A 23,042-nucleotide genomic window follows, 5' to 3' on the forward strand; every position below is an offset into this window, starting at 1 on the left:
CAAGCCCCGACCTGTACGAACAGTGTGCCCGACCAGACGACACGATGGAGTGGCACTGTCCAATCCGATATGCGGACCCCCCTGATTTCTGCCCGGCAGACACCCTGTGCTAACTTTTCTCCCGTCAGCGGGGAGAGCAAGACCCCGGCTAGCGCCGCTAGCTCAACTGGCAGAGCAGCTGGCTCTTAACCAGCGGGTTCGGGGTTCGAGTCCCTGGCGGCGCACCACAGATCCCCAGGTCAACTTCTACGTTGACCTGGGGATTTGCTGTTTCACAGGAATCTTGGTGTGTGTCCACTGTGGTCTGCTGCGGGCCCGAGGAGGGCCCGAGAAGACGCGCCGACGCCCGAGGGATGATCAACGCGGTCTTCTCGGCCGCGTCCCGGGCTACCTGGGTGAGCACGTTGGTGTAGAGATTGCTGGTCGTGGTGATCGAGGCGTGTCGCAGCATGGTCTGAACAATCTTCATCTCCACCCCCGCCGCCAGCGCGGTCGTCGCCGCACCGTGACGCAGGTCGTGCAGCCGGATCGGCGGTAGCCCGGCCTGGCGGGTCAGGAACTGGAACAGGGCGGTGACATCGGCGGGGTGCAGTGCGCTGCCGTCGACGTCGGTGAACACCAGTCCGGTCTCCACCCACGCATCCCTTGTGGCCTGCTTGTCCGCCGCCTGCTGCGCGAGATGAAGTTGCAGGACCAGGACGGTGCCCGCGTCGAGAGCGACGGTCGCGGCGGAGTCGTCCGTCTTGGGTCGGGCGTGGCCGGTCTCCCACCCGTACTGGACGATCTGGTTGAGCACGTCGATCGTGCCCGCCCGCAGATGCGTGTCGACCTTCCGCAGACCACACCCCTCACCACGGCGGAGACCGACGTGGGCGATGAGGTGGAACAGGGCGTAGAGCCGGTGCTGGGCGATGTGATCGAGGAACAAGCCGGTCAGGTCCGGGGTCCAGACCATCACCGGGGAGGGCACCTCACCGGTCTCCAGCCAGTGCTCGATGCGTTCCGGGGTCCAGATCATCGGCTTCGGGCGGTCCGAGGGCGGCATCTCGACCCACTTGGCCGGGTTGAACGTGATCAACTCCGCCCGAATCGCGTCATTGAGCGACTTGCGCAACGTCTCCCGGATGCGCTGCATCGACGTCACCCCCACAGGACGCTGATACCTCACCGCCGCGATCCGCGCCTGATCCTTGCTCGCGCGCGCATTGGTGATCTCGTCGTTGTGCTCGGCGATCTGCTCGAACATGTCCCCGACATGAGCCACCCGGATCTCGTTGATCCGCAAGCCCCCCAGGTACGGGATCAGGTAGAGACGGATGTGGGACTCGTAACTGCGATAGGTATTACGGGCCAGCCGCTTGCGCCCTGGCAACCACTGCAGCAGCCACTCCTCCAGCGTGGGGTGGACCAGTACCGGCAGGTTGGCCTTGAGGAGTTGGCGGATCTGGTCGACCGGGGGCAGCGCCCGCTTGGCCTTGATCGCCGTGGCGATCGCGTCCCCGACCCGCCGCAACGCCTCGACCGCGCCCGGTTTGGGCAAGGCCAGCAGCTCCCGGGCATGATCCAGCTCCGCCTGCGCCTCGGTCGCAGAGTCGAATCCGGCTCGGCGGCGAGGCCTGCGGGCACCACCGGCGTCGGCGGGCAGTTCGATGCGATAGGACCACTGCCCGTGGCCGCTGCGTTTGAGCTTGGGACAGGACGTGCCCAGCTCCTTGCCGTCGCTGCCGCGGCAGGAGCACCGTCGAAATACCGATCCCAGGGCCACCGGGACCACCTCCACTCTGTTCGGTGGTGTTTCGGGCCCGGGATCCTCGCGCTGCGCGCACCCAGCGGGTAGCCCGAGAGCCCGACACGCCCGAGGCGTGGAACAACCCCGTCAGGCCGCCCCGCGGGCGGGCTCCAGGCCGAGTAGCCGCAGCAACCCGGCGGTCGGCACCCGGTAGGAGCCGCCGACCCGGATCAACGGGCACGGGAACTCCTCCGCCCTGGCCATCGCGTAGGCGGTCGTGCGCCCGATCCCCAAGGTCCGCGCCGCGGTCATCAGATCCACCGTCACCGGCAACGCAGCGAGATCACCGAAGGTCAACACCGGCCGATCCGTGCCGGTCACCCCTGAACCTCCGGCCCCGCGAGACGGCACCAGGCGATCTCGTGGCACGCGGGATCGAGGTCGATCCCCACGAACCGGCGCCCCGACCTCACCGCGGCGACACCGGTCGTGCCACTACCCGAGAACGGGTCAAGCACCACACCACCCGATCGGCACCCCAGCCCGATGGCCCGCTCGGCCAACTCCACCGACCCCGTCGCGATGTGCCCCCACCGTGCCCGCGGCGCACGCATCGACCACACCCCACCCTCCGCGCTCCCCGAACCGTCACGGCTCGCCCCGAGGGCGAGGACGAAGAGCGTCTCGTAGGTCTGGGACAGTCGATCCCGCGTGCTCTCCGGGCGGGCGTTGGGCTTGCACCACACGATCGCCTCCCGCAACAACCAACCACGCTTCACCAGAGCGAACGCCACCCGCCACGGAACGCCCTGCAGGTCCTTCGGACGAGTGCGTGACTGCGGCGGCCTTCCCCTGCCCTGACTCAGCCCCGACCGACGGGTCGCCGTCACCGAGGTCGAGCCGGTGGCGATGTAGTTGCCCCACGATCCGCCGTAGGTGTCGCCCAAGTTCAGCCACACCGTGCCCGTATCGGTAAGCACACGCGCCACCTCGTCGAACACATCGGCCAGGGCATCCACATATTCATCCACTGTGGACTCTTTCCCGTACTGCCCGGCGACGTTGTAGTCCCGCTGCCCCCAGTACGGCGGCGAAGTCACCACACAATCCACCTGCCGATCCGGCAAGGTTCGCAGCACCCGCAGAGCGTCCCCGACGATCAACCGCACTGCCCCAGGTTTCTCCGACCGATCCGGTCCGGGCTTGCCCATCTCAGCCTCCCGCTGGTGCCGGGTGATCACGCGGCCCGAGCCTGCGGCACATTCCCGGGCGCGGGTCTGACCGGGAGTCCATGGAGTGCACGGGCCCGCTGACGGGGGTCGTGGACCCGCCAAGTGGCCAGGCGGCAGTAATCGGCGCTGGCGTCGATCGAGATGCCGTGCCGCCCGTGCACGGACGCGACCAACGCGGTAGTGCCAGTGCCGCCGAACGGATCGAGCACGACTGCCGGCCGCGTGGAGGCGGAGGTGTCGGGGCACTCGCAGGTCTCGGCGTAGTCGGTGGGGTTGGTCAGGAGGAGCTCACGGGCGTAACCGCCCAGCACGCCGCGGGCGTGCGCGGCCAAGCCGACGGTGTCGAAGGCGTTGCTGCCCGCACCGGACTGAGTCGCGCTACCCCGACGAGTGTCACTCAGACCGACCGCTCTCAAGGCCGCCAGATGCCGGGGCTCCAGACCTGCCTGCTCGGCCAACTCCAGCGCCCGGCGGGTCTGCGGACGCGAGAGGTCCAGAGCGTAGCCGAGCGGCACCCGACGTCGACCCTGACCGCTCCGCGTGCAGATCGCATGCGGGGACCAACCCAGGACCAGGCGCCGCGGCCACTCCACCGGGAACGACGCGAAGTGATCCACCCCCAATTCCCTTGGAATCCGCAACGCTTGCGGAGCGATCTCCCACACCGACCCGGGCAGCCGCCCACCCGGATGGCAGAACCGCGCCGGGTCCAGCGTGTTCGGGGAACCCGGGGTGAACCGGTCCCCGGCACGGTAGGCACGGGTCGCGCGAGCCAACGACGATGCCGCGTGCGGCTCGCGAAGCTCGTCGATCGCGGTGTAGTAGCGCGGCTGAAGGACGAAGTGGAACCACGTCTCGTGGCTGCGGCGCACCCGGTCCCGGACCGATTCGGGCATCCCCCGCGGCTTCGACCAGATGATCTCCGCGCGCAGGATCAGCCCGAGTTCATCGACACACCGCAGGGCGTAGCGCCAGGGGATACCGGTCAGCGACTTCACCGGCACGGCCCTCGTGGGCAAGGTGGCAGATCCGCGGGCGCCTCGGTTGCCGCGGCTCGTGCCGTTGTACTTGTCACCGAGATTGAGGAACAGCGAACCGGAAGGCTTGAGGACTCGCACCATCTCCCGGGTGCACGCCAACAGGGACTCGATGTACTCGTGCGGACTTGCCTCGGCGCCCAACTGGCCGGGGTACGGACGACCACCGTCCTGATAGGAGCGAAACCCGAAGTACGGGGGCGAGGTCACCACGAGGTCGACGCTGTCGTCTGCCAGCGGTAGTGCTCGGGCGTCGCCCTGCAGGATGGTCGGCTCCACGACACGGTCGTCTCGGGCCGGCGTGTGTTCGGGTTTGAACTTGGTCATGCCGCGGCCCTCGCATCCCCGTTGCTGCCGCTGTCAAGGCGGAGACGCCGGATCCCGATCCTGTGGTATTCGGGGTTCAGGTCGATTCCCACGTACTCGCGTCCGAGTCGGCGGGCGGCCATGCCTGTCGTGGCGGCCCCGGAGAAGGGGTCGAGAACCACTCCCTGTGGTGGACACCCGGCCGCGATGCACCGTAGCGGGATGTCGATCGGGAAGGCCGCGAAGTGCGCTTCGCGAAGCGGGCGGGTGGACATCGACCAGACGTCGCCGGGGTTCTTTCCGCTGGGGTGTCGTGCGTCGTGTTGGCGGCCGGTGGGTGCGAGTGAGTCTCCGCGCCACCTGGGCATGGCGGTGCGATTCGCGCCGTACCTGCCGGTGGCAGTGTGTCCTCGCCTGCGGGCAGTGGCATCGATCCCGGCATGGCGCCCCTTGTTGTTGCCGCCGATCACGATGTGCTGGCCGATAGCTTCCGGGCGGGCTAACGGCTCCCGGATGGCGTCGAGGTCGAAGTAGTACTTCCGCTGTCGGGTAAGCAGAAATATGGTCTCGTAGCGGTTCGACAACCGGTCCTGCACGGACTCCGGCATCGCGTTGGGCTTGTGCCAGATGATCGCGTTGCGGAGAATCCACCCGTCGGCCTGGAGGGCGAACGCAGTCCGCCACGGCATGCCCAGCAGGTTCTTTGGAGGCAGCGCACGAGTCCGGTCGACCGCAGCGGCGCGCACCGAGTCCCGCAGCGTCGTGGCCGCGGCGGCGCCGTGCAGGGTGCTGTTGGCCATCGGGTCGCGGGTGCGGCCCGGCGGTTGCGCGCTGTAGGAGTCGCCGAGGTTCAGCCAGACCGTCCCGTCCGGAACCAGCACACGGTGCAGTTGTGCGAACACATCACGCAGCCGGTTGATGTAGTCCTGGGGTGTGGCTTCGAGGCCGTGCTGTCGATCTTCACGGAGAGCACCGCACCGTTCGCATCGCCGATGCTGCAGCGCGGGATCGTCAGTCTCGGCTGCCGCGTGGCGAACCTTGCTGTGCTCGCAGTCCCGCGCGCCGCCGACCCATCGGCCGGTGCCGTAGTCGCGCAGCCCGTAGTAAGGCGGGCTTGTGACGACGCAGTGCACCGACGAGTCCGGCATGGCCGACAGGACGTCGGTGGCGTCGCCGCAATGCAGCGTGACACCGTCGGAGTCCCAAAATGGAATGGATGTCATGTTTCGAGTCCCCCGGTCAGGCTGCGGACAGTGCGGCGAGGTCGTCGCGCCGGACGGCCGGGACGACCACGGTGAACCGAGCTGGATTGGTGCGTCGGGTGGCGACCGTGGTTGCCGCGGTGGGCAGGGCGGGCTGGAAAACCAGCAGGTCTTGGTGTGCGTGCAGGGCCATGGGGTGTCCGGTGGTCCGACGGTGTCGTTCGGCGGCTCGGCGGTGGGCGAGAGAGGCGTGGGTGAGGACGCGGTGGCCGCGGAGTTCGGCGAGTAGTGCGACGCAGCGGTCGACGGCGACGAGTCCGTTGGCTCGGGCGGCGGTTGTCGCCAGGTCGGCCAGATCGACCAGGTGGCCGTGTCGTCGAACCCGCGGCAGGGCCAGGACGAGGTGCCCATCGGTTCGCAGGAGCTCACGGGCGCGGGCGAGGACTGCGGTGAGGTCGGCGGCCGGACCGGGGTCAACCAGGCGTGGGCGGGCGGCGGTGAGGACGAGGTCGACTCGGCCCGCGAGTCCGACGAGGTGGTTGACGTCGCCGCCAGCCGTGCTGGCGAGGACCATGCCGTCGGTGAACGCTCCGGTGCGCTTTGCGGCGGTGAGGTTGGCCCGCGCGGTTTCCCAGCTTCGGCGGTCGGCGGCGATGCCGACCGCGTGGCGGCCTGCGCGGAGAGCCTCGACGAGCGTGGTGCCGGTTCCGCAGTCGGGGTCAGCCACCAGCGCGCCCGGGCGGGTGTAGCGGGCGATCGCGTGGGCGGCCACGGCCGGGTTGATGCGGTGGAGCTCAGCGGCGGTCTCGGCGACGTAGGGACCGGCGGCCAGTTGGGTCTGGGGATCGGTCTGGCCGGTCACCCACACCGAGAGCGGGAGCCGGTCCTCAGTCCCCGACGACAGCGGACCTGCGGTGGTCGGGTCAGGCATCGCGGTCCTCCCCGCCGGTGGTCTCGTGGTCGGCAGCGGGTCCTGCCGGGCGGGCGAACAGCAGCAGGTCGTGGTGGACCCGCCGCGATCGCGCGAGAGCTGGTGTCGAGGTCTCGTGGTGCGGGGTGAGCAGCTTTTCGAGCAGGATCACGTGGTCGAGCCAGGCCCATCCGCACTCACTGAGTGTGCGCACCAGACGGGTTGTCGGGTCGATCAGGCGGTGTCCGGAGTTCTCACTGTGGGTGATGACGGCGGCGATCCCTCGTGGGGCCAGCAGGCCGGTCCAGTCGACGTGGCGCGTCCAGTCGGTGTGGTCCGGGGGTGCGGCGGTGATGACCACGTCGAAGGTGTCCGAGCACGACACCGACGACGAGGACGTGGCCGAGGAGTCCGACCCGGGCCTGGTGCGGTCGGGCAGGTGCGTGGGGTCGGTCTCGTGTCGGGGTCGGGACACCGACTGCGGACTTCGCGGACCGTGGTCGTCGTGGAAGTCGGTGATGGCGTCCGGGGTGTAGGCGGTCCGGGTTCGGACGCTGCGGCCGAGTCTGCTGACGGCCCAGGCGGCTTCGTGCAGTCCGTCGTACCGGCCGCGTCCTCTGCCGACTCGAGTCCGTCGGGCCGGTTCGTTGGCGGTCGATGGCGGGGCCAGCAACAGGACGCGGTCGCCGGGTCCGCTGTAGCCGGTGACGATCTTGACGATCGCCTTGAGCAGCCATCCTGACAGCAGGGTGGTGCCGTCGCAGGGATCGTCGCCACCGCACTGCCAGACCGTGGCCGGTCGGGTGGCTCGTCGCGCGTCATGGCGGCCGACGGAGCCTCGCATCCGGACGGTGCGAGCACCGGGTCGCGTCGCACTGCGACCTACGGACTCGGACGGGTCGTTCTCCGGCGGACATGGTGTCATTGGCCTGCTCTCCTTGTGAGATGGAGCGGCGGATGTCGCGCACTCAGACACCTCATAAGGCCGGATTCGGGGCCGTTTTTCCGCACCGCTGTCCGGACTTTCTTCCTCGCCGGGCTTCATTTCACAGCGAGCGATGCCAGACAGACAGGGTTCCACCATGGGTGGCCAATGCGGAATGACACCTCAAGGAACGACTTACCGAGAACGACGACACCGTTGCCGCACGAAGGATCGAGATTTATGAACATAATCTGTCAATCTTGACCCAGTCAGCCCGTGGCACCTGATGTCCGGCGATTACGATCCTACTAAGCTCAACATAAATTGCCTGCTCAAGAGCTACTAAGAGCGATCTTGCAACCCGCTCCCCGAACCGGCGGGGCGTCGAGGTCTGGATCGGTTCCGATCTCGGACTTTAGTAGCGTTGAAGCGCGACAAGATGATCGTCCTTGTTCTTGTCTTGGTCTTTTCTTGTTGAGCAACTGGCTTGCTTGCGGCGTCGATCTGCACCTTCTCGTCGCGAGGACTTCGCCATGACGTTCAACCGTGTCGACGGCCCTGATCGGGACCGTGAAAGACATGAATGGCTTCCCTTGGATACAGCCAGGGACACGTTCACCTGGCTGGTGACTGGGCCGAGCCCGTTGTCGGTCAATGGCCGCCGCTTCCGTGGTCTGCCGAACCGCCGTATCCCGTTGGACGAACTGCGGGACCGACTGCTGCGCAGGCAATGCACCCGCCAGACCCGCGACGCGGTCTGGGCGCATCTGGTGTCCCGGTCGCGCACCGAGGGAGCGACCTGGACGGTCGCGTGCGTCGGGATGGCGCTGCCCGCCCTGGCCAGCACCGCCCGGTGGTTGGCCGCCCGCTACCGCGGCGACCGCGCTGACGTACACGCCGCGGTCCTGTCCGGGTTCGTCGAAGCGCTCACGACTGTCGATCTCGCCGCGCCGGGAGTGATGGCGCGGTTGCGATGGACTGCACGCCGGGTCGGGCAGGCAGCGTTGGAGGAGTCGCTCGACGCGCCGAGACCGACCGCGGACGGGTTCGGTTCGACACGGCCGAGGACGCCGTGGGGCCACCCGGACCTGGTGCTCGCCCAGGCGGTCGCCCGGGGAGTGCTGACCCGGACCGAGGCCGACCTCATCGGTGCCACGCGTCTGGAAGGGGTGTCGGTCGCCGAGTGGGCGCAGGCACACGAGGCGAAGCTCAAGAGCACCTACAGCGCGCGGGAGCGGGCCGAGGACCGACTCGTCGAGCACTTGCGCCAACAGGCCCTCGACACCGACCCCACGGACACCCTCCTGCCCGTCGTGCTCGCGTCAATCACCCTCACCGAGGCCGCGCCGACGACCGACCCACCGGCAGGAACGTCACTGGCGGTGAGCGGACGTCGGCGCAACGGCGGCACCGGATCGCCCAAGAAACCGTCACGCTCGGTGCAGAAAGAGGACTCCGAATCCGGCCTTTTGCCTTGCGCGGAAACCCCGCCCACCTTCCCGCACACCCGCTCGTCCAGGCCGACTCCGGAGGTGCCGCCATGGGCCTGACCACCCATCACGACCGCGTCCCCACCCCGACCACACCGACCACCACGGAGTTCGCCGCCGCGCGCGCCCGAGGCCGCCTCGCCGCTCGTCTCGTGGTGACCACCGCGCTCGCGCTGCTGACGCTGGCGACCGCGGCGTCGGGCGCGCACGCCGAGACCACCCACGTGTTGGCCGTCGTGCAGTCGATCGATGAAGTCCTGACCAACATCCGCAACTGGATCATGGGGATTCTCGCGGGCATCGCCACCGTGTTCCTGTCCATCGGCGGGGTCCGGTACGTGATGGGCAGCGGCGACCCCGGGGAGATCGAGCGAGCCAAGACCTCGTTCAAGGCGGCGGCGATCGGCTACGGCCTCGCGGCCCTGGCACCGCTGATCGTCACGGTGCTCAAGGGCATCGTCGGGGGGCCGTAGTGCACCACGACCAGCGAGTGCGGCCCGATCGAGCCGAACTGGACAGTCAGCCGACCGCCGCTTCGGTCGTCGATGGCGGGTCCCCGAAAACGGGCGCCACCAGCCCTTCTTGCGTCCGCCGTTGGTGGCGGAGACCGTGGATGCTGGTGATCGGCCTGGTCCTCCTGCTGGGCGGCGCGATCGTGGTGAACGGCGCCGAGTCTCCACACGGGACCGGTGCGGTGGGTCTGGTCGCGGCGACCGAGCCCGGTTTGCCGCTGCCGACTGTGCAGCCCTGCGAGCCGGACTCCCCGCTGCCGGTGTGCACTCTGCCGACGCCGACGACCCTGCCGCCGGTGTCCGGCCTGCCGCTGCCGACCTCGGTGCTGCCCTGTGCGACGGACCTGCCTCTCCCGCAGAGCGGGTGCATCCCGGCCCCGACCACACCCACCACGTCGACGACGCCGTGCACAGGGTTCGGCTGCATCCCGCAGCCAGGCGCCACCACCACGCCAGGCATCCCTGGCACTCCCGGACAACCGGGCGGCGGTGGCAACGGCGACGCCGACTGCGGCATCAGCGACATCGGCGGCTGCATCACCAACGCGATCAACGGCTTCTTCCGCGGGATCGTCGAGTCCGCGCTCAACCCGCTGCTGGACTTGCTGTCCAAGACGCTGCTCACGACCCCGTCGCCCAATGACCTCCCGCGGATCGGGGAGCTGTGGAACCAGTCCTGGGGCATCGTGCTGGTCTGCTACTCGGTGCTGATCCTCATCGCCGGGATCGTCCTCATGGGCTACGAGACCGTGCAGACCCGGCACGGGGTCAAGGAGATCGCTCCGCGCATCGTCGTCGGATTCCTCGCCGGGGCGCTGTCGCTGTGGGTGGCGACGCGGGCGATCGAGCTGGCCAACGCCTTGGCGCAGGCGATCATGGGCGGCGGCGTCGAAGCCGTGTCCGCGGGCGAGACGCTGCGCAACCTGATCATGGGTTCGCTCAACGGTGGCATCTGGATCATCTTCATCGGCATCTTCATCGCGGGCACGCTGGTCGCCCTGCTGCTGACCTACGTCGTCCGCGTGGCCGTCACGGTCGTCCTAGTCGCCGGTGCGCCCCTAGCGTTGATGTTCCACGTGTTGCCCTCCACCGAGGGCATCGCCCGGTGGTGGTGGCGGACGTTCGGCGCTTGTCTGACCATCCAGCTGTGCCAGTCGCTGACGCTAGTCACCGCGATGCGCGTGTTCCTCGCTCCGGGTGGCTTCACGTTGTTCGGGCCGACCGCGTCCGGCCTGGTGAACCTGCTTGTCGCGCTGGCGTTAATGGTCATCCTGTTCCGGATTCCCTCCTGGCTGATGAAGGCCGCCCGCGGTGGCGGTGGGAGTCGGTCGCTGATCGGTTCGGCCATCCGGGGGTTCATCGCCTTCAAGACGTTGGGGTGGCTGCGCGGTGGGGCGGGGCGGGCAGCCGCCGCGGGCTCGGTCAAGCCGCGGCGTCCGGCACCGACCTCTGGTGGCTCCTCGACGGCGGGTCAGCAGAACTCGTGGTGGAACTGGCGCACCCGGCGGGCGCAGAAGTGGATCGCACCGCAGCCGGGGATGCTGCCGATGCGGCTGCGCCGCCCTACCGGCGACTCGACCGTAGGCCAGCATCGGCACACGCTGGCAGATGAGCTCAACGACCCGGCCCGAGTGATGCCCTGGCAGCAGCCCACTGACGCGGACCACCCGGACCTGTTCAGCCCTGCCGGGCAAGTGCGTCGCCACGCCCGACCGGTCCCGGTGGCTCGGCCCCTGATCAGGCCCGAGCCGGGAATGTTGCCGCTGGTGCTGCGCCGCACCGACCCGATCCGCGCCCGCCACACGGTGGCCGACGAGATCGAGAACCCGAACCGCGTGCCGCCCGGCCGCCGACGCCCGCGGTCCACCGCACCCGCCTTGATCACCCGCGGCGGGCAGGTCAACCCGGCAGCCCGGCCCAGACCTGTCACGCGCCCGCTGATCACGCCCGAGCCGGGAATGTTGCCGCTCACCGTGCGCCGCACCGACCCGGTCCAGGCACGCCACACCCTCGCCGACGAGCTCGACGATCCGAACCGCGTGCCACCCAGTCGATGGCCCAGTCCGCAGCGGGCTCCCGGACTGATCACCCCACAGGGACGCGTCAACCGGTTGGCCGTGCCGACGAAACCCGCTGCGCCCACGCCCGCGGTGCGCCGACCGCCCACCACCGACCCGACTCCGCCGAGCCCGAAGGAGCCGTCCTGATGACCACACCCGTTCGCATTCCCGCCGACGTCGAGATGGCCGACACCCTGCTCGGCCCGTTGACCGCGCGTCAGCTGGCAATCCTCGCCGTGACCGGTCTCGTGCTGTATGCGGGGTGGACGGTGACCCGCGGGTGGCTGCCGCTGCCGGTGTACCTGGCAGTCGCGATCCCGGTCGGCGCCACCGCGGCGATCCTCGCCCTCGGCCGCCGCGACGGTCTCAGCCTGGACCGACTGGTCCTCGCGGCGATCCGGCAACGCTTGGCACCGCGGCACCGGGTGTCCGCCCCCGAGGGAGTGCTGCCGCCACCGCAGTGGCTGAGCGCCCACGCCCTCACCGCGGCCGGTAGTCACGCGACAGCCGAGCCGGTGCCGACTCCCGCCGCGCTGCACCTGCCGGCAACCGGTGTCGGTGACACCGGCGTAGTCGACCTCGGGCCGGACGGGATGGCCGTGATCGCGGTCGCGTCGACGGTCAACTTCGCCCTCCGCACACCAGCGGAGCAAGAGAGCCTGGTCGCCGGGTTCGCCCGGTACCTGCATTCCCTCAGCGGTCCGGTGCAGGTGCTCGTCCGCACCGAGCGTCTCGACCTGTCGCAGCAGATCGCCGAACTCCGCGACCGCGCCAGCGCGCTGCCGCACGCGGCGCTGGAGGCGGCTGCCGTTGAACACGCCGACTACCTCGCTCAGCTCTCGGCCGACAACGACCTGCTCCGCCGCCAGGTCCTGTTGGTCCTGCGGGAGCCTATGCCTGCCGCAGCGGTCGACGGGCTGAGCGGCCCGACCCCGAGCGCGATGCTCAGCGCGCTGACTCGCCGTCGCAGTGCACGCGACGACCCGAGCGACAGCGCGGAGCGCCGGGCGGCCGAGACGCGGCTGGCGCGGCGACTCTCCGAGGCGGTCGAGCTGCTGGGCCCGGCCGGGATCACCGTCACCGCCCTCGACGCGGGGCAGGTCACCGCGGTCCTCGCCGCGGCGTGCAACCCGGATTCACTGCCGACACCTACGGCGGGCATGGCCGGAGCAGACGAGATCGTCACCACCTCGAGTGAGTCGTACTTCGACCCGTACCACCCCGGCCACTTCTCCACCGGCGAACCCGACCCGATCGAGGACCAGTGGGAGAACAGCGCCGACGACGATCAGCGGAGGCGAACCCGATGATCCGCAAGCACCGCCGCGCCCGTCGTCAGGCGCCGTCGGCATCGCGGTCGGCAGGGGCGTTCAACCCGGATGCCGTCACCGTCAGCGCCCGACACCTGCAGGTCGGCACCGACTGGGTGTCGTCGCTGGCGATCATCGGATTCCCCCGCGACGTCCACCCCGGCTGGTTGACCCCGCTGCTCACCTACCCGGGCCGACTCGATGTCGCCCTGCACGTCGAACCGATCGACCCCACGACCGCCGCCACGCGCCTGAAGAAGCAGTTGGCGAAACTGGAGAGCTCCCGCCAGCACACCGCCGAGCGGGGCCGCCTGCACAACCCACTGGTGGAAGCCGCGACCGAGGACGCCTACGACCTGTCGTCCAGAGTGGCCAGGGGCGAGGGGAAGCTGTTCAGGATCGGCCTCTACATCACCGTGCACGCCGGGTCGGAGCCGGAGCTAGCCGACGAGGTCACCGCCGTGCGGGCCCTGTGCGCGTCGCTGCTGATGGACGCCAAACACACCACCTACCGGTCGCTGCAGGGCTGGACCACGACCTTGCCGATGGGCCTGGACGCGATCGCGATGCGCCGGACGTTCGACACGGCCGCACTGGCGGCGGCGTTCCCGTTCACCAGCGCGGACCTGCCCGCCGCGGTCCCCACGTCGATCTCCGCCCCCAGCGGAGTCCTCTACGGACTCAACATGGGATCGCAGAGCCTCGTGCACTGGGACCGGTTTTCCCTCGACAACCACAACTCGGTGATACTCGGTCGAAGCGGCTCCGGGAAGTCGTATCTGGCGAAACTGGAACTGCTCCGATCGCTGTATCGGGGTATCGAGGTCAGCGTCGTGGACCCGGAGGACGAGTACCGCAGGCTGTGCGAATCCGTTGGCGGCACCTACATCCACGTGGGCGCACCGAACGTCCGGGTCAACCCGTTCGACCTGCCCATTCACTCCCGACCGGACGGACGACGCTCGGCGCCGAAGGACGCGCTCTTGCGCCGCTCGTTGTTCCTGCACACCGTGATCACGGTCCTGCTCGGTGCCGAGCTGGGCGCGGTCGAGCGCGCCGCGCTGGACCGCGGGATCAGCGCGACGTACCAGCGGGTCGGCATCACGTCCGACCCGCGCACCTGGAACCGACCCGCACCCCTGCTGCGAGACCTGCGGGACGTCCTGGCCGCCAGCGGCGAAGAGGCCGCGCACGAGATCGCCGCGCGCCTGCACCCCTATGTCGACGGAGCGTGGCGGCAACTGTTCGACGGTCCGACCACCGCCACGTTCGACGGACACCTGACCGTCTTCTCGCTGCGCGACCTGCCCGACGAAGCCAAGGCCATCGGCACGCTGCTCACCCTGGACACGATCTGGCGCCGGGTCAGCAACCCCTCGATCCGCAGACCGCGCATGGTCGTCGTCGACGAAGCCTGGCTGCTCATGCGCGAGCCCGCGGGCGCGCGATTCCTGTTCAGGATGGCGAAGGCATCGCGGAGGCACTGGGCCGGACTCACCGTCGCGACCCAGGACACCGCCGATGTCCTGAGCACCGACCTGGGCAAAGCCGTCATCGCGAACGCCGCGACACAGATCCTGCTGCGCCAGGCATCGCAAGCGATCAACGAGATCGCGAACACGTTCAACCTCTCCGCAGGCGCCCGACAGTTCCTGCTGTCCGCGGATCGAGGTCAGGGCTTGCTGTCCTCCGGTACCCAGCAGATCGCGTTCCAGACCATCGCCTCTCCCGTCGAGAACTACCTGGTCACCACCGACCCGGCTGAACTGTCCCAGTACGCAGACAATGCCGACTCCCCAGTCGACGACTCGCTGGTCGATCTCGGTGCACCGGATGCCGAGTACTTCGGCGACGAGTTCGAGGAAGGCCCTGCAGGCCACGTTCACCTCGACACCGCGGCCTGATCCCACCTCACCCGAACCTCCTTTCGCCCGAGGAGCCACCATGTCCTTACCCGAACCTTCTGAAATCGCGTCCGCTGCTCGTCCGACCAGGCTGCTGGCCCAGAACCGAGAAATGCGTTCCATCGGAGCGTGGAACTGGACACTGCCCGCATGGGCAGGTCGCTTCGACGACGGCCGCACCTACAACACGTGCCCATCAGCCGGGGTATGCCGAAGCGTTTGCTACGCGCGGAACGGCACGTACCTGTGGCCGACCGTGCGGGCGAAACACCAAGCGAACCTGAAGTTCGTCCTCGACGACCTCGACGGCTGGACCACCGCCATGCTCGCCGAGCTGAGCTCGGCGAAGTTCACCGGCGCCTGGGTGCGCATCCACGACTCAGGGGACTTCTTCTCCGACGACTACCTCGCCGCATGGCTGCGTATCTGCCGGAGCCGCCCAGCGGTCAACTTCTACTGCTACACCAAGGAAGTCGACCGGTTCCGCCGGCTCGTCGAACCAGACCCGCCGCCGAACCTCTTGTGGGTGTTCAGTTTCGGTGGCACCCAAGACGCAGCGCTGGACATCGACACCGACCGGGTGGCGGACGTCTTCCCCACCGAGGCGTCGATCGCGGAAGCAGGTTGGGCGTCACAGGAAGCATCGGACCTGCTCGCGGTGCTCGGTCCTCGACTGGTCGGCGTCCCGGCGAACCGCATCCCACACTACCTGCGGCGCCTTCGTGGCCGCCGCTTCTCCCAGTGGCAGGCCGAAGTCGATGCCGAACGCCGTCCCCACAACCAGAACTCCGCAGCCGACCTGACCGAGCGTCGTGCCGCATGACAGCTCGCGATCCGTACATCCGTTGTCATCAAGGGGAACTGCCGTGCACACGCCTGCTGCTGAATCGAACGTGGTGACCTCACCGATCGGCGACTACCTACGCGACCCGTGGGGAACGGTCCAGACCGTTCTGGACCACCTCAAGGGCTGGGCGATCACCTGGGGGCCGATCGTCGGCCCGACCGTGGTGCTCCTCGGTGCCGCCCTCCTGGCGGTGGGCCGATGGTGGAGTCGCCGATGCCACGCCGAGCTGCACCGCGGTGCCCGGGTGATCACCGTTCTGGCGCCGCCCTCGGTCGATCCCGATGGGGCCGCGGCGGTGTGGGCGAACCTGGTCGGGTTGCTTCGGCCGCGGTGGGCTCGCCGGGTCACCGGTCAGCCGCACGTGACGTGGGAGTACGTGTTCTCCGCCGACGGTGTGCGCATCCAACTGTGGGTTCCGGGCACGGTCCCGCCGGGCATGGTCGAACGAGCCGTCGAAGCCGCCTGGCCAGGCGCGCACACCAGCCTCGGCGCGGCCGTCGCGCTGCTGCCTGCTTCGATCGCTGGGGAGCGGCAGGTCGAGAGCGTGGGCGGGGAACTACGGTTGGCGCGGAGCGAGGCGCTTCCGCTCCGCTCGGACTTCCCCACCGACCCGATCCGGGGACTGCTCGGCGCTCCAGTCGGCCTCCACCCTCACGAGCGGGCGGTCGTGCAGATCCTGGCCCGGCCGGTGACGGGGTCGCGAGTCCGCAAGGCCCGTCGGGCTGCTCGTCGTGTACGAGCGGGGAAGTCGGTGCACGTCGTCGGCCGGTTGCTGGACCTGCTCACCCCGCACACGCCACCGTGGCGCAGGACAGGCGCGCGAGTCGTGCTCGACCACCAGACTCAACTGGAAGCCTCGGCGCAGGACCGGGTGATCGTGGCCAAGCACCGCGGTCCGCAATACGAGACGCTCGTCCGATACGCGGTCACAGCCGAGATCACCCCACCCGAGGACCCTGGACCGGTACGTGATCACCTGCGTGGTCGCGGCCACGCGATCGCTTCTGCGTTCGCCGCGTACTCCGAGCACAACTACTACCGGCGGGCCCGGCTGCGCCACCCAGCGCGCGCCCTCACCGACCGCCGCTTACGCCGCGGTGACCTGCTCTCGATTCCGGAACTGGCCGCCCTCGCCCACCTGCCAACCGACGAGGCAGTCCCCGGGCTCCAGCGTGCCGGGGCGAAAGCAGTACCCCCGCCCTCCGGTGTCCCCACGGCCGGAGACCAGATCAGGCCTCTGGGCATCACCGACTCCGGCCACCCGAGGCCGGTCGGGTTGCGTGTCCCGGACGCACGTCATCACCTGCACATCCTCGGCGCCACCGGCAGCGGCAAGTCCGAGCTCATGGCCCGGATGATCCTGGCCGACGCCGAGATGGGCCGCGGCGTGGTGGTCGTGGACCCCAAGGGGGACCTGGTATCCGACATCCTCACCCGCCTGCCGGAACACCTCGGCGAGAAGGTCGTGCTATTCGACGCCGACTCCAAGGCACGCCCGCCGATCCTCAACCCCCTGGAGGGACCGGACACCGACCGGGTCGTGGACAACCTCGTCGGCATCTTTAGCCGCGTCTACGAATCGGCGTGGGGACCACGCACGGACGACATCTTCCGCGCCGGACTACTCACCCTGCGCGCCCAACCAGGCGTGCCCACACTCATCGACCTGCCCAAGCTGTTGACGGTCTCCGCGTTCCGCGACCGCGCGATGGCCCACGTCCACGACGAGGTGTTGCGTGGCTTCTGGCGCTGGTACGAGGAGTTGTCCGACTCCCACCGCGCCCACGTCGTCGCACCGCTGATGAACAAGCTCCGCGGATTCCTCCTGCGCCCCTTCGTCCGCACCGCCATTGCCGGCGGAACATCCACTGTGGACATGAACACAGTGCTCGACGGCGGGATCTGCCTCGTGCGGATCGCCCGTGACGCCCTCGGGATGGACACCGCGCGCCTGATCGGGTCCATTGTGGTCGCCCGCACCTGGCAGGCCGCCAGTGGCCGAGCCCGGCTCCCGCAACGCGACCGCCGCGACTGCTCTCTCTACGTTGACGAGTGCCACAACTTCCTCACCATGCCCACTCCCCTGGAGGACATGCTCGCCGAGTCCCGCGGCTACCGGCTCTCGATCACCCTCGCCCACCAGTACCTCGCACAACTCACCAAGGAACTCGAAGAGGGCATCTCCACCAACGCCCGATCCAAGGTGATCTTCTCGGCCTCACCCGAGGACGCCAAGCGACTGGCCCGCCACACCCAGCCCCGGGTCTCCGACCACGACCTCGCCCACCTCGGCGTTTTTCACGCCGCGGTCCGGCTCGTGGTCAACGGCGAGGAAGCCCAGCCGTTCACGATCAAGACCGAGAAGCTGCCGCTGGCGGTGCCCGGCCGTGCCAAGCGCATCCGCATCGCCGCGCGGATCAACACCCAGCCACCCGCACCCAGCCAGGCTGACTCTCCCCGAACACAACCTTCTGCCGACCCCCGACGGGCGGCGTGACCCACGTCGGCGACCTGGGTCGCGAAGTGCCGAGCCCTCCTTCCACCGCGTCCTCGTGGAGATCCGCATGATCACCAACCCCCCGAACCAACGCAGCCTCCGCGGCCACATGCCCCAGCGAACGAGTCCACGCGCCGCCACCAGCGCCGAACACCACGCCAACCTCGCGCGACACCTGCAACCGCGCGACCTGTGGCTGGCCCGGATGCTCCACGAGCACAAGGTCCTGACCAGCCACCAGATCGCGGCCCTCGCCTGGCCCTCGGTCAGAGCAGCTAACCTGCGCCTGCTGCAGCTCTACCGCTGGCGAATGGTCGACCGGTGGCAACCGTTCGTCACCTCCGGCTCTGCACCCATGCACTACGTCCTCGACACCGCGGGCGCCGTCGCCGTCGCCCGGGAGGCCGGACTCGATCCCGCAGACCTCGACTACCGCCGCGACCGGGAGATGGGCCGCGCCTACTCCCTGCGCTTGGCGCACACCACCGGCGTCAACAGCGTGTTCGCCGCCCTGGTCAACCGCGCCCGCCACCACCACGACCTGACCGTCGCCGCCTGGTGGTCCGAAACCCGATGCAACCGCCTCTTCGGCGACGTAGTCCGCCCCGACGGCTACGGCCGAGTCACCAGCCGCGGACACGACGCCGAGTGGTTCCTCGAGTTCGACTTCGGAACCGAAACCCTCACCACCCTCGCGAACAAACTCGCCCGCTACGAGAAGCTGGCCACCACCACCGGCATCGCCACCCCCGTCCTCGTGTGGCTGCCCTCCACCCGCCGCGAAACCGGCGCCCGCGCCGCGTTGCTCCGTGCCCTGCAAGCGCTCGACCAACCGCACCTGGTCCCGGTCGCCACCACCGCCACCGACGTCGTCGCCCCGGACCGAGCCCTCGACCCCAGTGCCACGCGCTGGCAAGCACTCACCCCAGCGACCTCCGCGCGCCTAGACCTGATCGACCTCACCCTCGGATGGCCCACGTCGTCCCCTGCGACCACGCCGACGTCATCTACCCCGCCGGCACCACCCGGCCCTTTGGCAGCACCACCACCCATGCCGCCACCACAACCGAACTACCCGCTCAGCAGAAGCGGCACCAGATGATCAAAGCCGCCGCCCTGGGGCTGGCGGCCTGCCTCGCGCTCGTCTCCCTGATCGGCGGCGCCATCGACGGAGTCGCCCAAGTCCTCTTCGGCGACCTCGACAGCCCGCTCGGCAGCCTGACGTGCACTGGAACATCCCTGTCATCCAGGCCCGCGGGCTACAGGCCAAACCAGCTAGCCAACGCCGCAACCATCGTCGCCGTCGGCAAGCAGCTGAACGTCCCGGAGCTGGGATGGGTGATCGCTATCGCCACCGCCATGCAGGAGTCCACGCTGAACAACCTCGACCACGGCGACCGCGACAGCCTCGGCCTCTTCCAACAACGCCCCAGTCAAGGCTGGGGCACCCCGGCCCAGATCCTCAACCCCACCTACGCCGCCACCCAGTTCTACCGTCACCTGCTCGCCATACCCGGCTGGCAGCAGATGACCGTCACCGACGCAGCCCAAGCCGTCCAACGCTCAGCAACCCCCAACGCCTACGCACGACACGAACAAGCCGCCCGCCAAGTTCTCATCGCCGTACAAAACGCCACCTGCACCACCACGACCATCGGCACCGGCGACTGCAACTTAGTCCAGGCCCCCAACCCCATCGCCCTCACCGCGATCAACTACGCCTGCGGCCAACGCGGCCTGCCCTACCTCTGGGGCGGCAACGGCCCACAACTCACCGAACTCCCAGACGGCCGAGTACACGTCAACGGCGGGTTCGACTGCTCAGGACTGACCAAGGCATCATTCGCCGCCGCCGGAGTCCAACTCCCTCGCACCGCACACACCCAGTACCAGGCGACCACCCGCGTGGCCGAGGCCGAGCTAGCCCCCGGCGACCTGGTCTTCTACGGCAACCCACGCACAAAGATCCACCACGTCGGCCTCTACATCGGCGCAGGCAAAATGATCGACGCCCCAACTTTCGGCCAGCCAGTCGGCATCCACCCTGTGCGATACCCCGGTGACGATTTTGCCAGCGGAGGCCGTGTCACACGGTGACCCAGTCAAGCCTCGAAGTTGGCAGTCACCAAGTCACGGTGGTCGAGGCAGCGACATCAACAACGCCCGCACCTCGGACGCGTGACGATGATAGTCACACTTATCTTTCCTCAAGAAGTTCGCGGTTCGAGTACGGGCGCCGATGTCGACTACCGACATGTATGGCAGGATCTACCCAATGAACAAGCCTAAGCGCCATCACTTCGTGCCCCGTGCGTACCTGGCGAGATTTGGCCGCGACGACCGAGTCGCAGTGCGGTGGCGAGATCGACACGGCATCGTCGTTACCAAAACTCAGAATGTTGCAGTCGAGTCCGGCTTCTACACTACCGACGAGCCGGACGGCAGCTTCTCAGTCGCACTCGAATATGACTTGGCCGACATCGACGGAAAAGCAAATGCTGCCATAAACGCAATAGTCTCGAACAATATTCTGCCAGAGCTCGATTCTGCCAACCGCGTGACGTTGGCATACTACTTGGCCATTCAGAAGTTGCGAACACCCGAAAGTCGCGCCTTCACGTCATTCCCTCACGAAGTCTTGAAGTACGCCGGAGACCGCAGTGTAACTTCAGCACTAATGGCCGAATACCTTGAGCAGGTGCATCTCGGATTTAAGCCCATCCCCAGCGAGGTAGCTGGCGCCCTAACTTTTTTTGAGGTTCATTCAGATCTCTTGACTCCCGCGACGAGAAACGAAATCGTTACTATTCCATTTAATTCGACTCAACCGGTCACCGAACTTCTGCTGAATATGCACTGGAGCCTTGAGATTGCCCGTAAGGCTCGTTTGATCACCTCAGATACTCCTATGACAATTTGGCACCGCCCTTCGCGAGCAGATCGCTACCGCGGAACGGGGATCGTTGACGCTGAGGAAGTCCGATTCCCCCTTAGCCCCGGACACCTGCTCGTTTTGACTCCTGAGCCTAGGCCCGCGGTTGAACGCGTAGAACCGAAACGGGTCCGACAGTGCAACCTCGACCAGGCTGCAGGTTGTCACAGATTCATTGTTGGACACCCCGATCGACAGCGCATCCTTGCAGAATCGCCGTTGGCATTGAAGCGGCCAGCAATACGCTTCAATGAGGCCCCGGGTTTTATCGAGGTCCAGAAGGTCAGATCACCCCTATGGAAGGCAGCATCCTGCATACTTGGGTACAGCGATTTGCTCGGAACCCCGGAGACTCTCGAAAACGACGATAGGAAGTGAATATGCTTCTACTTTCGGCTTCGGTTCTCAACGGAGCAAAGCTAAGTAGGCCGCAGCTTGCAGTAGTAGAGCCGCTTCCACCTCGCCAGGCTGGTCAAGAAAACCATGCGCCAGTTCATTGCGAATATTCCAGCCAACCGAATGCGCGCACAGCACAAGGATAAAGCGATGCCACGAAGGGTCCATACCTCGATCACGCAACTTGTCGAGTAGGAATCTGAGTCCCGGGTATTGACCAGGGGTCTGATTCCGCTGCACGCGATAAATTCCTTCATCGTTCTCGATCAACAGGTTCCGAGCAAGCGCCTCAATGCGCGGAGTTATAGTGAATGCCGCAGCTTCAGCATCGCCCACCCAGAATCGCAGGAAAGCACGGGCCACGGCGCGAGCTAGGCCAGGTGGGATGATTGGGTTCGACGCGAAGTGCCGTGCCAACTCATCAACTGCGGGGAGTGGATGCCTTGCAATTACCCGGATCAGAGCCTCTAGAGCCACCGTTGCGTACAACTGAAGCGAATGCAATTCTTGCTTAACTAGGTGATACTCGTCCTGCTCTTCAACCGATGTCGCCTTGAAGCGAGGAAGGTTGTCGCCTCCAAGCTGCATTGGCGGGAAGAGTCGACTAAAAACAAACTCTCGGGCCAGTTCGTCCCTCCGCTGGCGATTGTCGGCAACATCTCCAGTAAACGGGCCGAGATTCGCAAAGTGCAGCAGAGCAGTTTGCCAGTCATCGGCCTCTGTAATTGGCTTCAACATACGCTCCAGGCCACCCTGCGGAAGAGTTGTTGAGACCGAGAAGCTTGTAAGTCCCAGACTTTCAAGTCGAATATCTTGGAAAGTGGCGGTTGTCCTTTCGATCAAGGCTTTTTGGCCACTTGCCCTAGCATGTTCGACCGCCTTCTGTAGATAGGCAACTCGCACCAGCGGCTCGACTGCTTTACCAGCCGTTATCCAGAGTTCAACTCGATCGACCCAGAGCTCCCGGATCGTTTCTGGGTTTCCTTGAGCGCGTTTCAACTGGTTTGCGACTACTGAGTCCTCCTGATGAGGCTCCCCGCGATACTTCAGCCTCGCCTGACTTAGGAAAGTGTCGATATCATGAATCGACCGGCCGTGCTGAACTAATAGGTCGATGAATCCAAGCAAGACCCCTGGAGCTGGTCGGTCCCTATTCAGCGCTTCATTGGCCAACGCTGTCGCACGTTCCACCGCTTCTTGGACTATGTCCACCTGGCGCGTTCTCAGCGCAAGGTCAAGTGCTGTTTGGACTGTTTCTACTGCGTAAATGTCCGGCTTCTTGGCTAGGGCTAGATAGCCTCCGGCGGCTCGCCTGGCGCGATGCCCTACGTTGCCATGGCGTCGTGCTACCAACAGATGCTGAAGTCGCGCTGTAGCCCTCGGATGGGTCACGAAATCTACGATTTGCGCCCACCAAGACACGCAATCGTCGGGCATCTCTCGAAGAAACGGCATGACGGCCGTCCCATCCCCGAATACCATCCAAGGTGTGAACTGCTCCGATTTGGTCATGTCGCGCTGAGCATGCAGCTCAAACGCCCAGATCGTCCACTGCGCGGTAGGCGGCTGGCCAGCTTGGGCCTGCTGCGTTAACGCCGAAGCAAGGGTCTCACGAAGCTTGGTGCCGATGTCACTGCAATCATCTGCCTCAACGGCAGCTTCGTTTATCAACTTTCCAGTAGCGTCGGCTGTCAGCACGCCATGCGAGTCACTCGCCACGAGCCCCCCTCGTTACATTCGGGACAATTCCTAG

17 protein-coding genes, 1 tRNA gene and 1 pseudogene are annotated in these 23,042 nt (G+C 67.3%); 11 read left to right on the forward strand and 8 right to left on the reverse strand.

Features of this window, described 5'->3' with window-relative positions; translation table 11 throughout:
- The first annotated feature begins 151 nt into the window (after positions 1–151).
- Positions 152–227, forward strand: a tRNA-Lys gene (locus tag QSK30_RS07255).
- 230 nt (positions 228–457) lie between these two features.
- Here QSK30_RS07255 and QSK30_RS36795 read toward each other — a convergent pair.
- The 7 genes and pseudogenes from QSK30_RS36795 to QSK30_RS07290 form a co-directional block, all read right to left on the reverse strand.
- Positions 458–1,780: pseudogene (locus QSK30_RS36795) on the reverse strand (site-specific integrase); the annotation flags it as partial.
- Positions 1,781–1,876: 96 nt separating this feature from the next.
- On the reverse strand, positions 1,877–2,110 hold the full coding sequence (locus QSK30_RS07265) for a helix-turn-helix domain-containing protein (protein ID WP_285500626.1): 234 nt from the start codon (positions 2,108–2,110) through the stop codon (positions 1,877–1,879).
- Entirely contained in the window at positions 2,107–2,829 is a 723-nt protein-coding gene (locus QSK30_RS07270) for a DNA-methyltransferase (protein WP_285500627.1), read from the reverse strand. Before QSK30_RS07270 ends, QSK30_RS07265 begins: the two co-directional genes overlap by 4 nt.
- A gap of 137 nt (positions 2,830–2,966) precedes the next feature.
- The gene (locus tag QSK30_RS07275; protein ID WP_285500629.1) at positions 2,967–4,325 is read right to left on the reverse strand and encodes a DNA-methyltransferase; all 1,359 of its coding nucleotides are present in this window, start codon (positions 4,323–4,325) and stop codon (positions 2,967–2,969) included.
- On the reverse strand, positions 4,322–5,527 hold the full coding sequence (locus QSK30_RS07280) for a DNA-methyltransferase (RefSeq protein WP_285500631.1): 1,206 nt from the start codon (positions 5,525–5,527) through the stop codon (positions 4,322–4,324). The genes QSK30_RS07275 and QSK30_RS07280 overlap by 4 nt, the downstream gene beginning before the upstream one ends.
- A gap of 16 nt (positions 5,528–5,543) precedes the next feature.
- Positions 5,544–6,437 (reverse strand): TRM11 family SAM-dependent methyltransferase, encoded by an 894-nt coding sequence (locus tag QSK30_RS07285; RefSeq protein ID WP_285500632.1) that lies wholly within the window; start codon positions 6,435–6,437, stop codon positions 5,544–5,546.
- Positions 6,430–7,260 (reverse strand): hypothetical protein, encoded by an 831-nt coding sequence (locus tag QSK30_RS07290; protein WP_285500633.1) that lies wholly within the window; start codon positions 7,258–7,260, stop codon positions 6,430–6,432. Before QSK30_RS07290 ends, QSK30_RS07285 begins: the two co-directional genes overlap by 8 nt.
- 776 nt (positions 7,261–8,036) lie before the next feature.
- On the opposite strand from QSK30_RS07290, the gene QSK30_RS07295 reads away from it, so the two are divergent.
- The 10 genes from QSK30_RS07295 (at position 8,037) to QSK30_RS07340 (ending at position 21,271) form a co-directional block, all read left to right on the forward strand.
- The gene (locus tag QSK30_RS07295; protein WP_285500635.1) at positions 8,037–8,891 is read left to right on the forward strand and encodes a hypothetical protein; all 855 of its coding nucleotides are present in this window, start codon (positions 8,037–8,039) and stop codon (positions 8,889–8,891) included.
- Positions 8,882–9,304, forward strand: a complete 423-nt coding sequence (locus QSK30_RS07300) for a pilin (protein ID WP_352231552.1) — start codon at positions 8,882–8,884, stop codon at positions 9,302–9,304. Before QSK30_RS07295 ends, QSK30_RS07300 begins: the two co-directional genes overlap by 10 nt.
- 140 nt (positions 9,305–9,444) lie before the next feature.
- Complete coding sequence (locus QSK30_RS07305) at positions 9,445–11,550, forward strand: TrbL/VirB6 family protein (protein WP_285500636.1); 2,106 nt, start codon at positions 9,445–9,447, stop codon at positions 11,548–11,550.
- Positions 11,550–12,713 (forward strand): PrgI family protein, encoded by a 1,164-nt coding sequence (locus tag QSK30_RS07310; RefSeq protein ID WP_285500638.1) that lies wholly within the window; start codon positions 11,550–11,552, stop codon positions 12,711–12,713. Before QSK30_RS07305 ends, QSK30_RS07310 begins: the two co-directional genes overlap by 1 nt.
- On the forward strand, positions 12,710–14,617 hold the full coding sequence (locus QSK30_RS07315) for a VirB4 family type IV secretion system protein (RefSeq protein ID WP_285500640.1): 1,908 nt from the start codon (positions 12,710–12,712) through the stop codon (positions 14,615–14,617). The genes QSK30_RS07310 and QSK30_RS07315 overlap by 4 nt, the downstream gene beginning before the upstream one ends.
- Before the next feature lie 40 nt (positions 14,618–14,657).
- Entirely contained in the window at positions 14,658–15,440 is a 783-nt protein-coding gene (locus QSK30_RS07320; RefSeq protein ID WP_285500641.1) for a GP88 family protein, read from the forward strand.
- Positions 15,441–15,513: 73 nt separating this feature from the next.
- Complete coding sequence (locus QSK30_RS07325; RefSeq protein ID WP_285500643.1) at positions 15,514–17,961, forward strand: type IV secretory system conjugative DNA transfer family protein; 2,448 nt, start codon at positions 15,514–15,516, stop codon at positions 17,959–17,961.
- A 67-nt stretch (positions 17,962–18,028) separates the two neighbouring features.
- Positions 18,029–19,063: a replication-relaxation family protein gene (locus tag QSK30_RS07330; RefSeq protein WP_285500645.1), complete on the forward strand. Its 1,035-nt coding sequence runs from the start codon at positions 18,029–18,031 to the stop codon at positions 19,061–19,063.
- Complete coding sequence (locus QSK30_RS07335; RefSeq protein ID WP_285500647.1) at positions 19,060–20,058, forward strand: C40 family peptidase; 999 nt, start codon at positions 19,060–19,062, stop codon at positions 20,056–20,058. Before QSK30_RS07330 ends, QSK30_RS07335 begins: the two co-directional genes overlap by 4 nt.
- Positions 20,059–20,215: 157 nt before the next feature.
- Positions 20,216–21,271: a DUF4238 domain-containing protein gene (locus QSK30_RS07340; RefSeq protein ID WP_285500649.1), complete on the forward strand. Its 1,056-nt coding sequence runs from the start codon at positions 20,216–20,218 to the stop codon at positions 21,269–21,271.
- A 27-nt stretch (positions 21,272–21,298) separates the two neighbouring features.
- On the opposite strand, the gene QSK30_RS07345 is transcribed toward QSK30_RS07340, so the two are convergent.
- Positions 21,299–23,008, reverse strand: coding sequence for a DUF4209 domain-containing protein (locus tag QSK30_RS07345; RefSeq protein ID WP_285500651.1), 1,710 nt, complete (start codon positions 23,006–23,008; stop codon positions 21,299–21,301).
- Positions 23,009–23,042 lie beyond the last annotated feature (34 nt).

It is taken from the genome of Actinokineospora sp. NBRC 105648 (genome assembly GCF_030269645.1).
Taxonomy (GTDB): domain Bacteria; phylum Actinomycetota; class Actinomycetes; order Mycobacteriales; family Pseudonocardiaceae; genus Actinokineospora.

Coding starts and splice junctions, on each gene's coding strand:
- QSK30_RS07275 (WP_285500629.1), bottom strand. CDS start 4,325: ATGACCAAGTTCAAACCCGAACACACGCCGGCCCGAGACGACCGTGTC.
- QSK30_RS07280 (WP_285500631.1), bottom strand. CDS start 5,527: ATGACATCCATTCCATTTTGGGACTCCGACGGTGTCACGCTGCATTGC.
- QSK30_RS07285 (WP_285500632.1), bottom strand. CDS start 6,437: ATGCCTGACCCGACCACCGCAGGTCCGCTGTCGTCGGGGACTGAGGAC.
- QSK30_RS07290 (WP_285500633.1), bottom strand. CDS start 7,260: ATGCGAGGCTCCGTCGGCCGCCATGACGCGCGACGAGCCACCCGACCG.
- QSK30_RS07300 (WP_352231552.1), top strand. CDS start 8,882: ATGGGCCTGACCACCCATCACGACCGCGTCCCCACCCCGACCACACCG.
- QSK30_RS07305 (WP_285500636.1), top strand. CDS start 9,445: ATGCTGGTGATCGGCCTGGTCCTCCTGCTGGGCGGCGCGATCGTGGTG.
- QSK30_RS07310 (WP_285500638.1), top strand. CDS start 11,550: ATGACCACACCCGTTCGCATTCCCGCCGACGTCGAGATGGCCGACACC.
- QSK30_RS07315 (WP_285500640.1), top strand. CDS start 12,710: ATGATCCGCAAGCACCGCCGCGCCCGTCGTCAGGCGCCGTCGGCATCG.
- QSK30_RS07320 (WP_285500641.1), top strand. CDS start 14,658: ATGTCCTTACCCGAACCTTCTGAAATCGCGTCCGCTGCTCGTCCGACC.
- QSK30_RS07330 (WP_285500645.1), top strand. CDS start 18,029: ATGATCACCAACCCCCCGAACCAACGCAGCCTCCGCGGCCACATGCCC.
- QSK30_RS07335 (WP_285500647.1), top strand. CDS start 19,060: ATGATCAAAGCCGCCGCCCTGGGGCTGGCGGCCTGCCTCGCGCTCGTC.
- QSK30_RS07340 (WP_285500649.1), top strand. CDS start 20,216: ATGTATGGCAGGATCTACCCAATGAACAAGCCTAAGCGCCATCACTTC.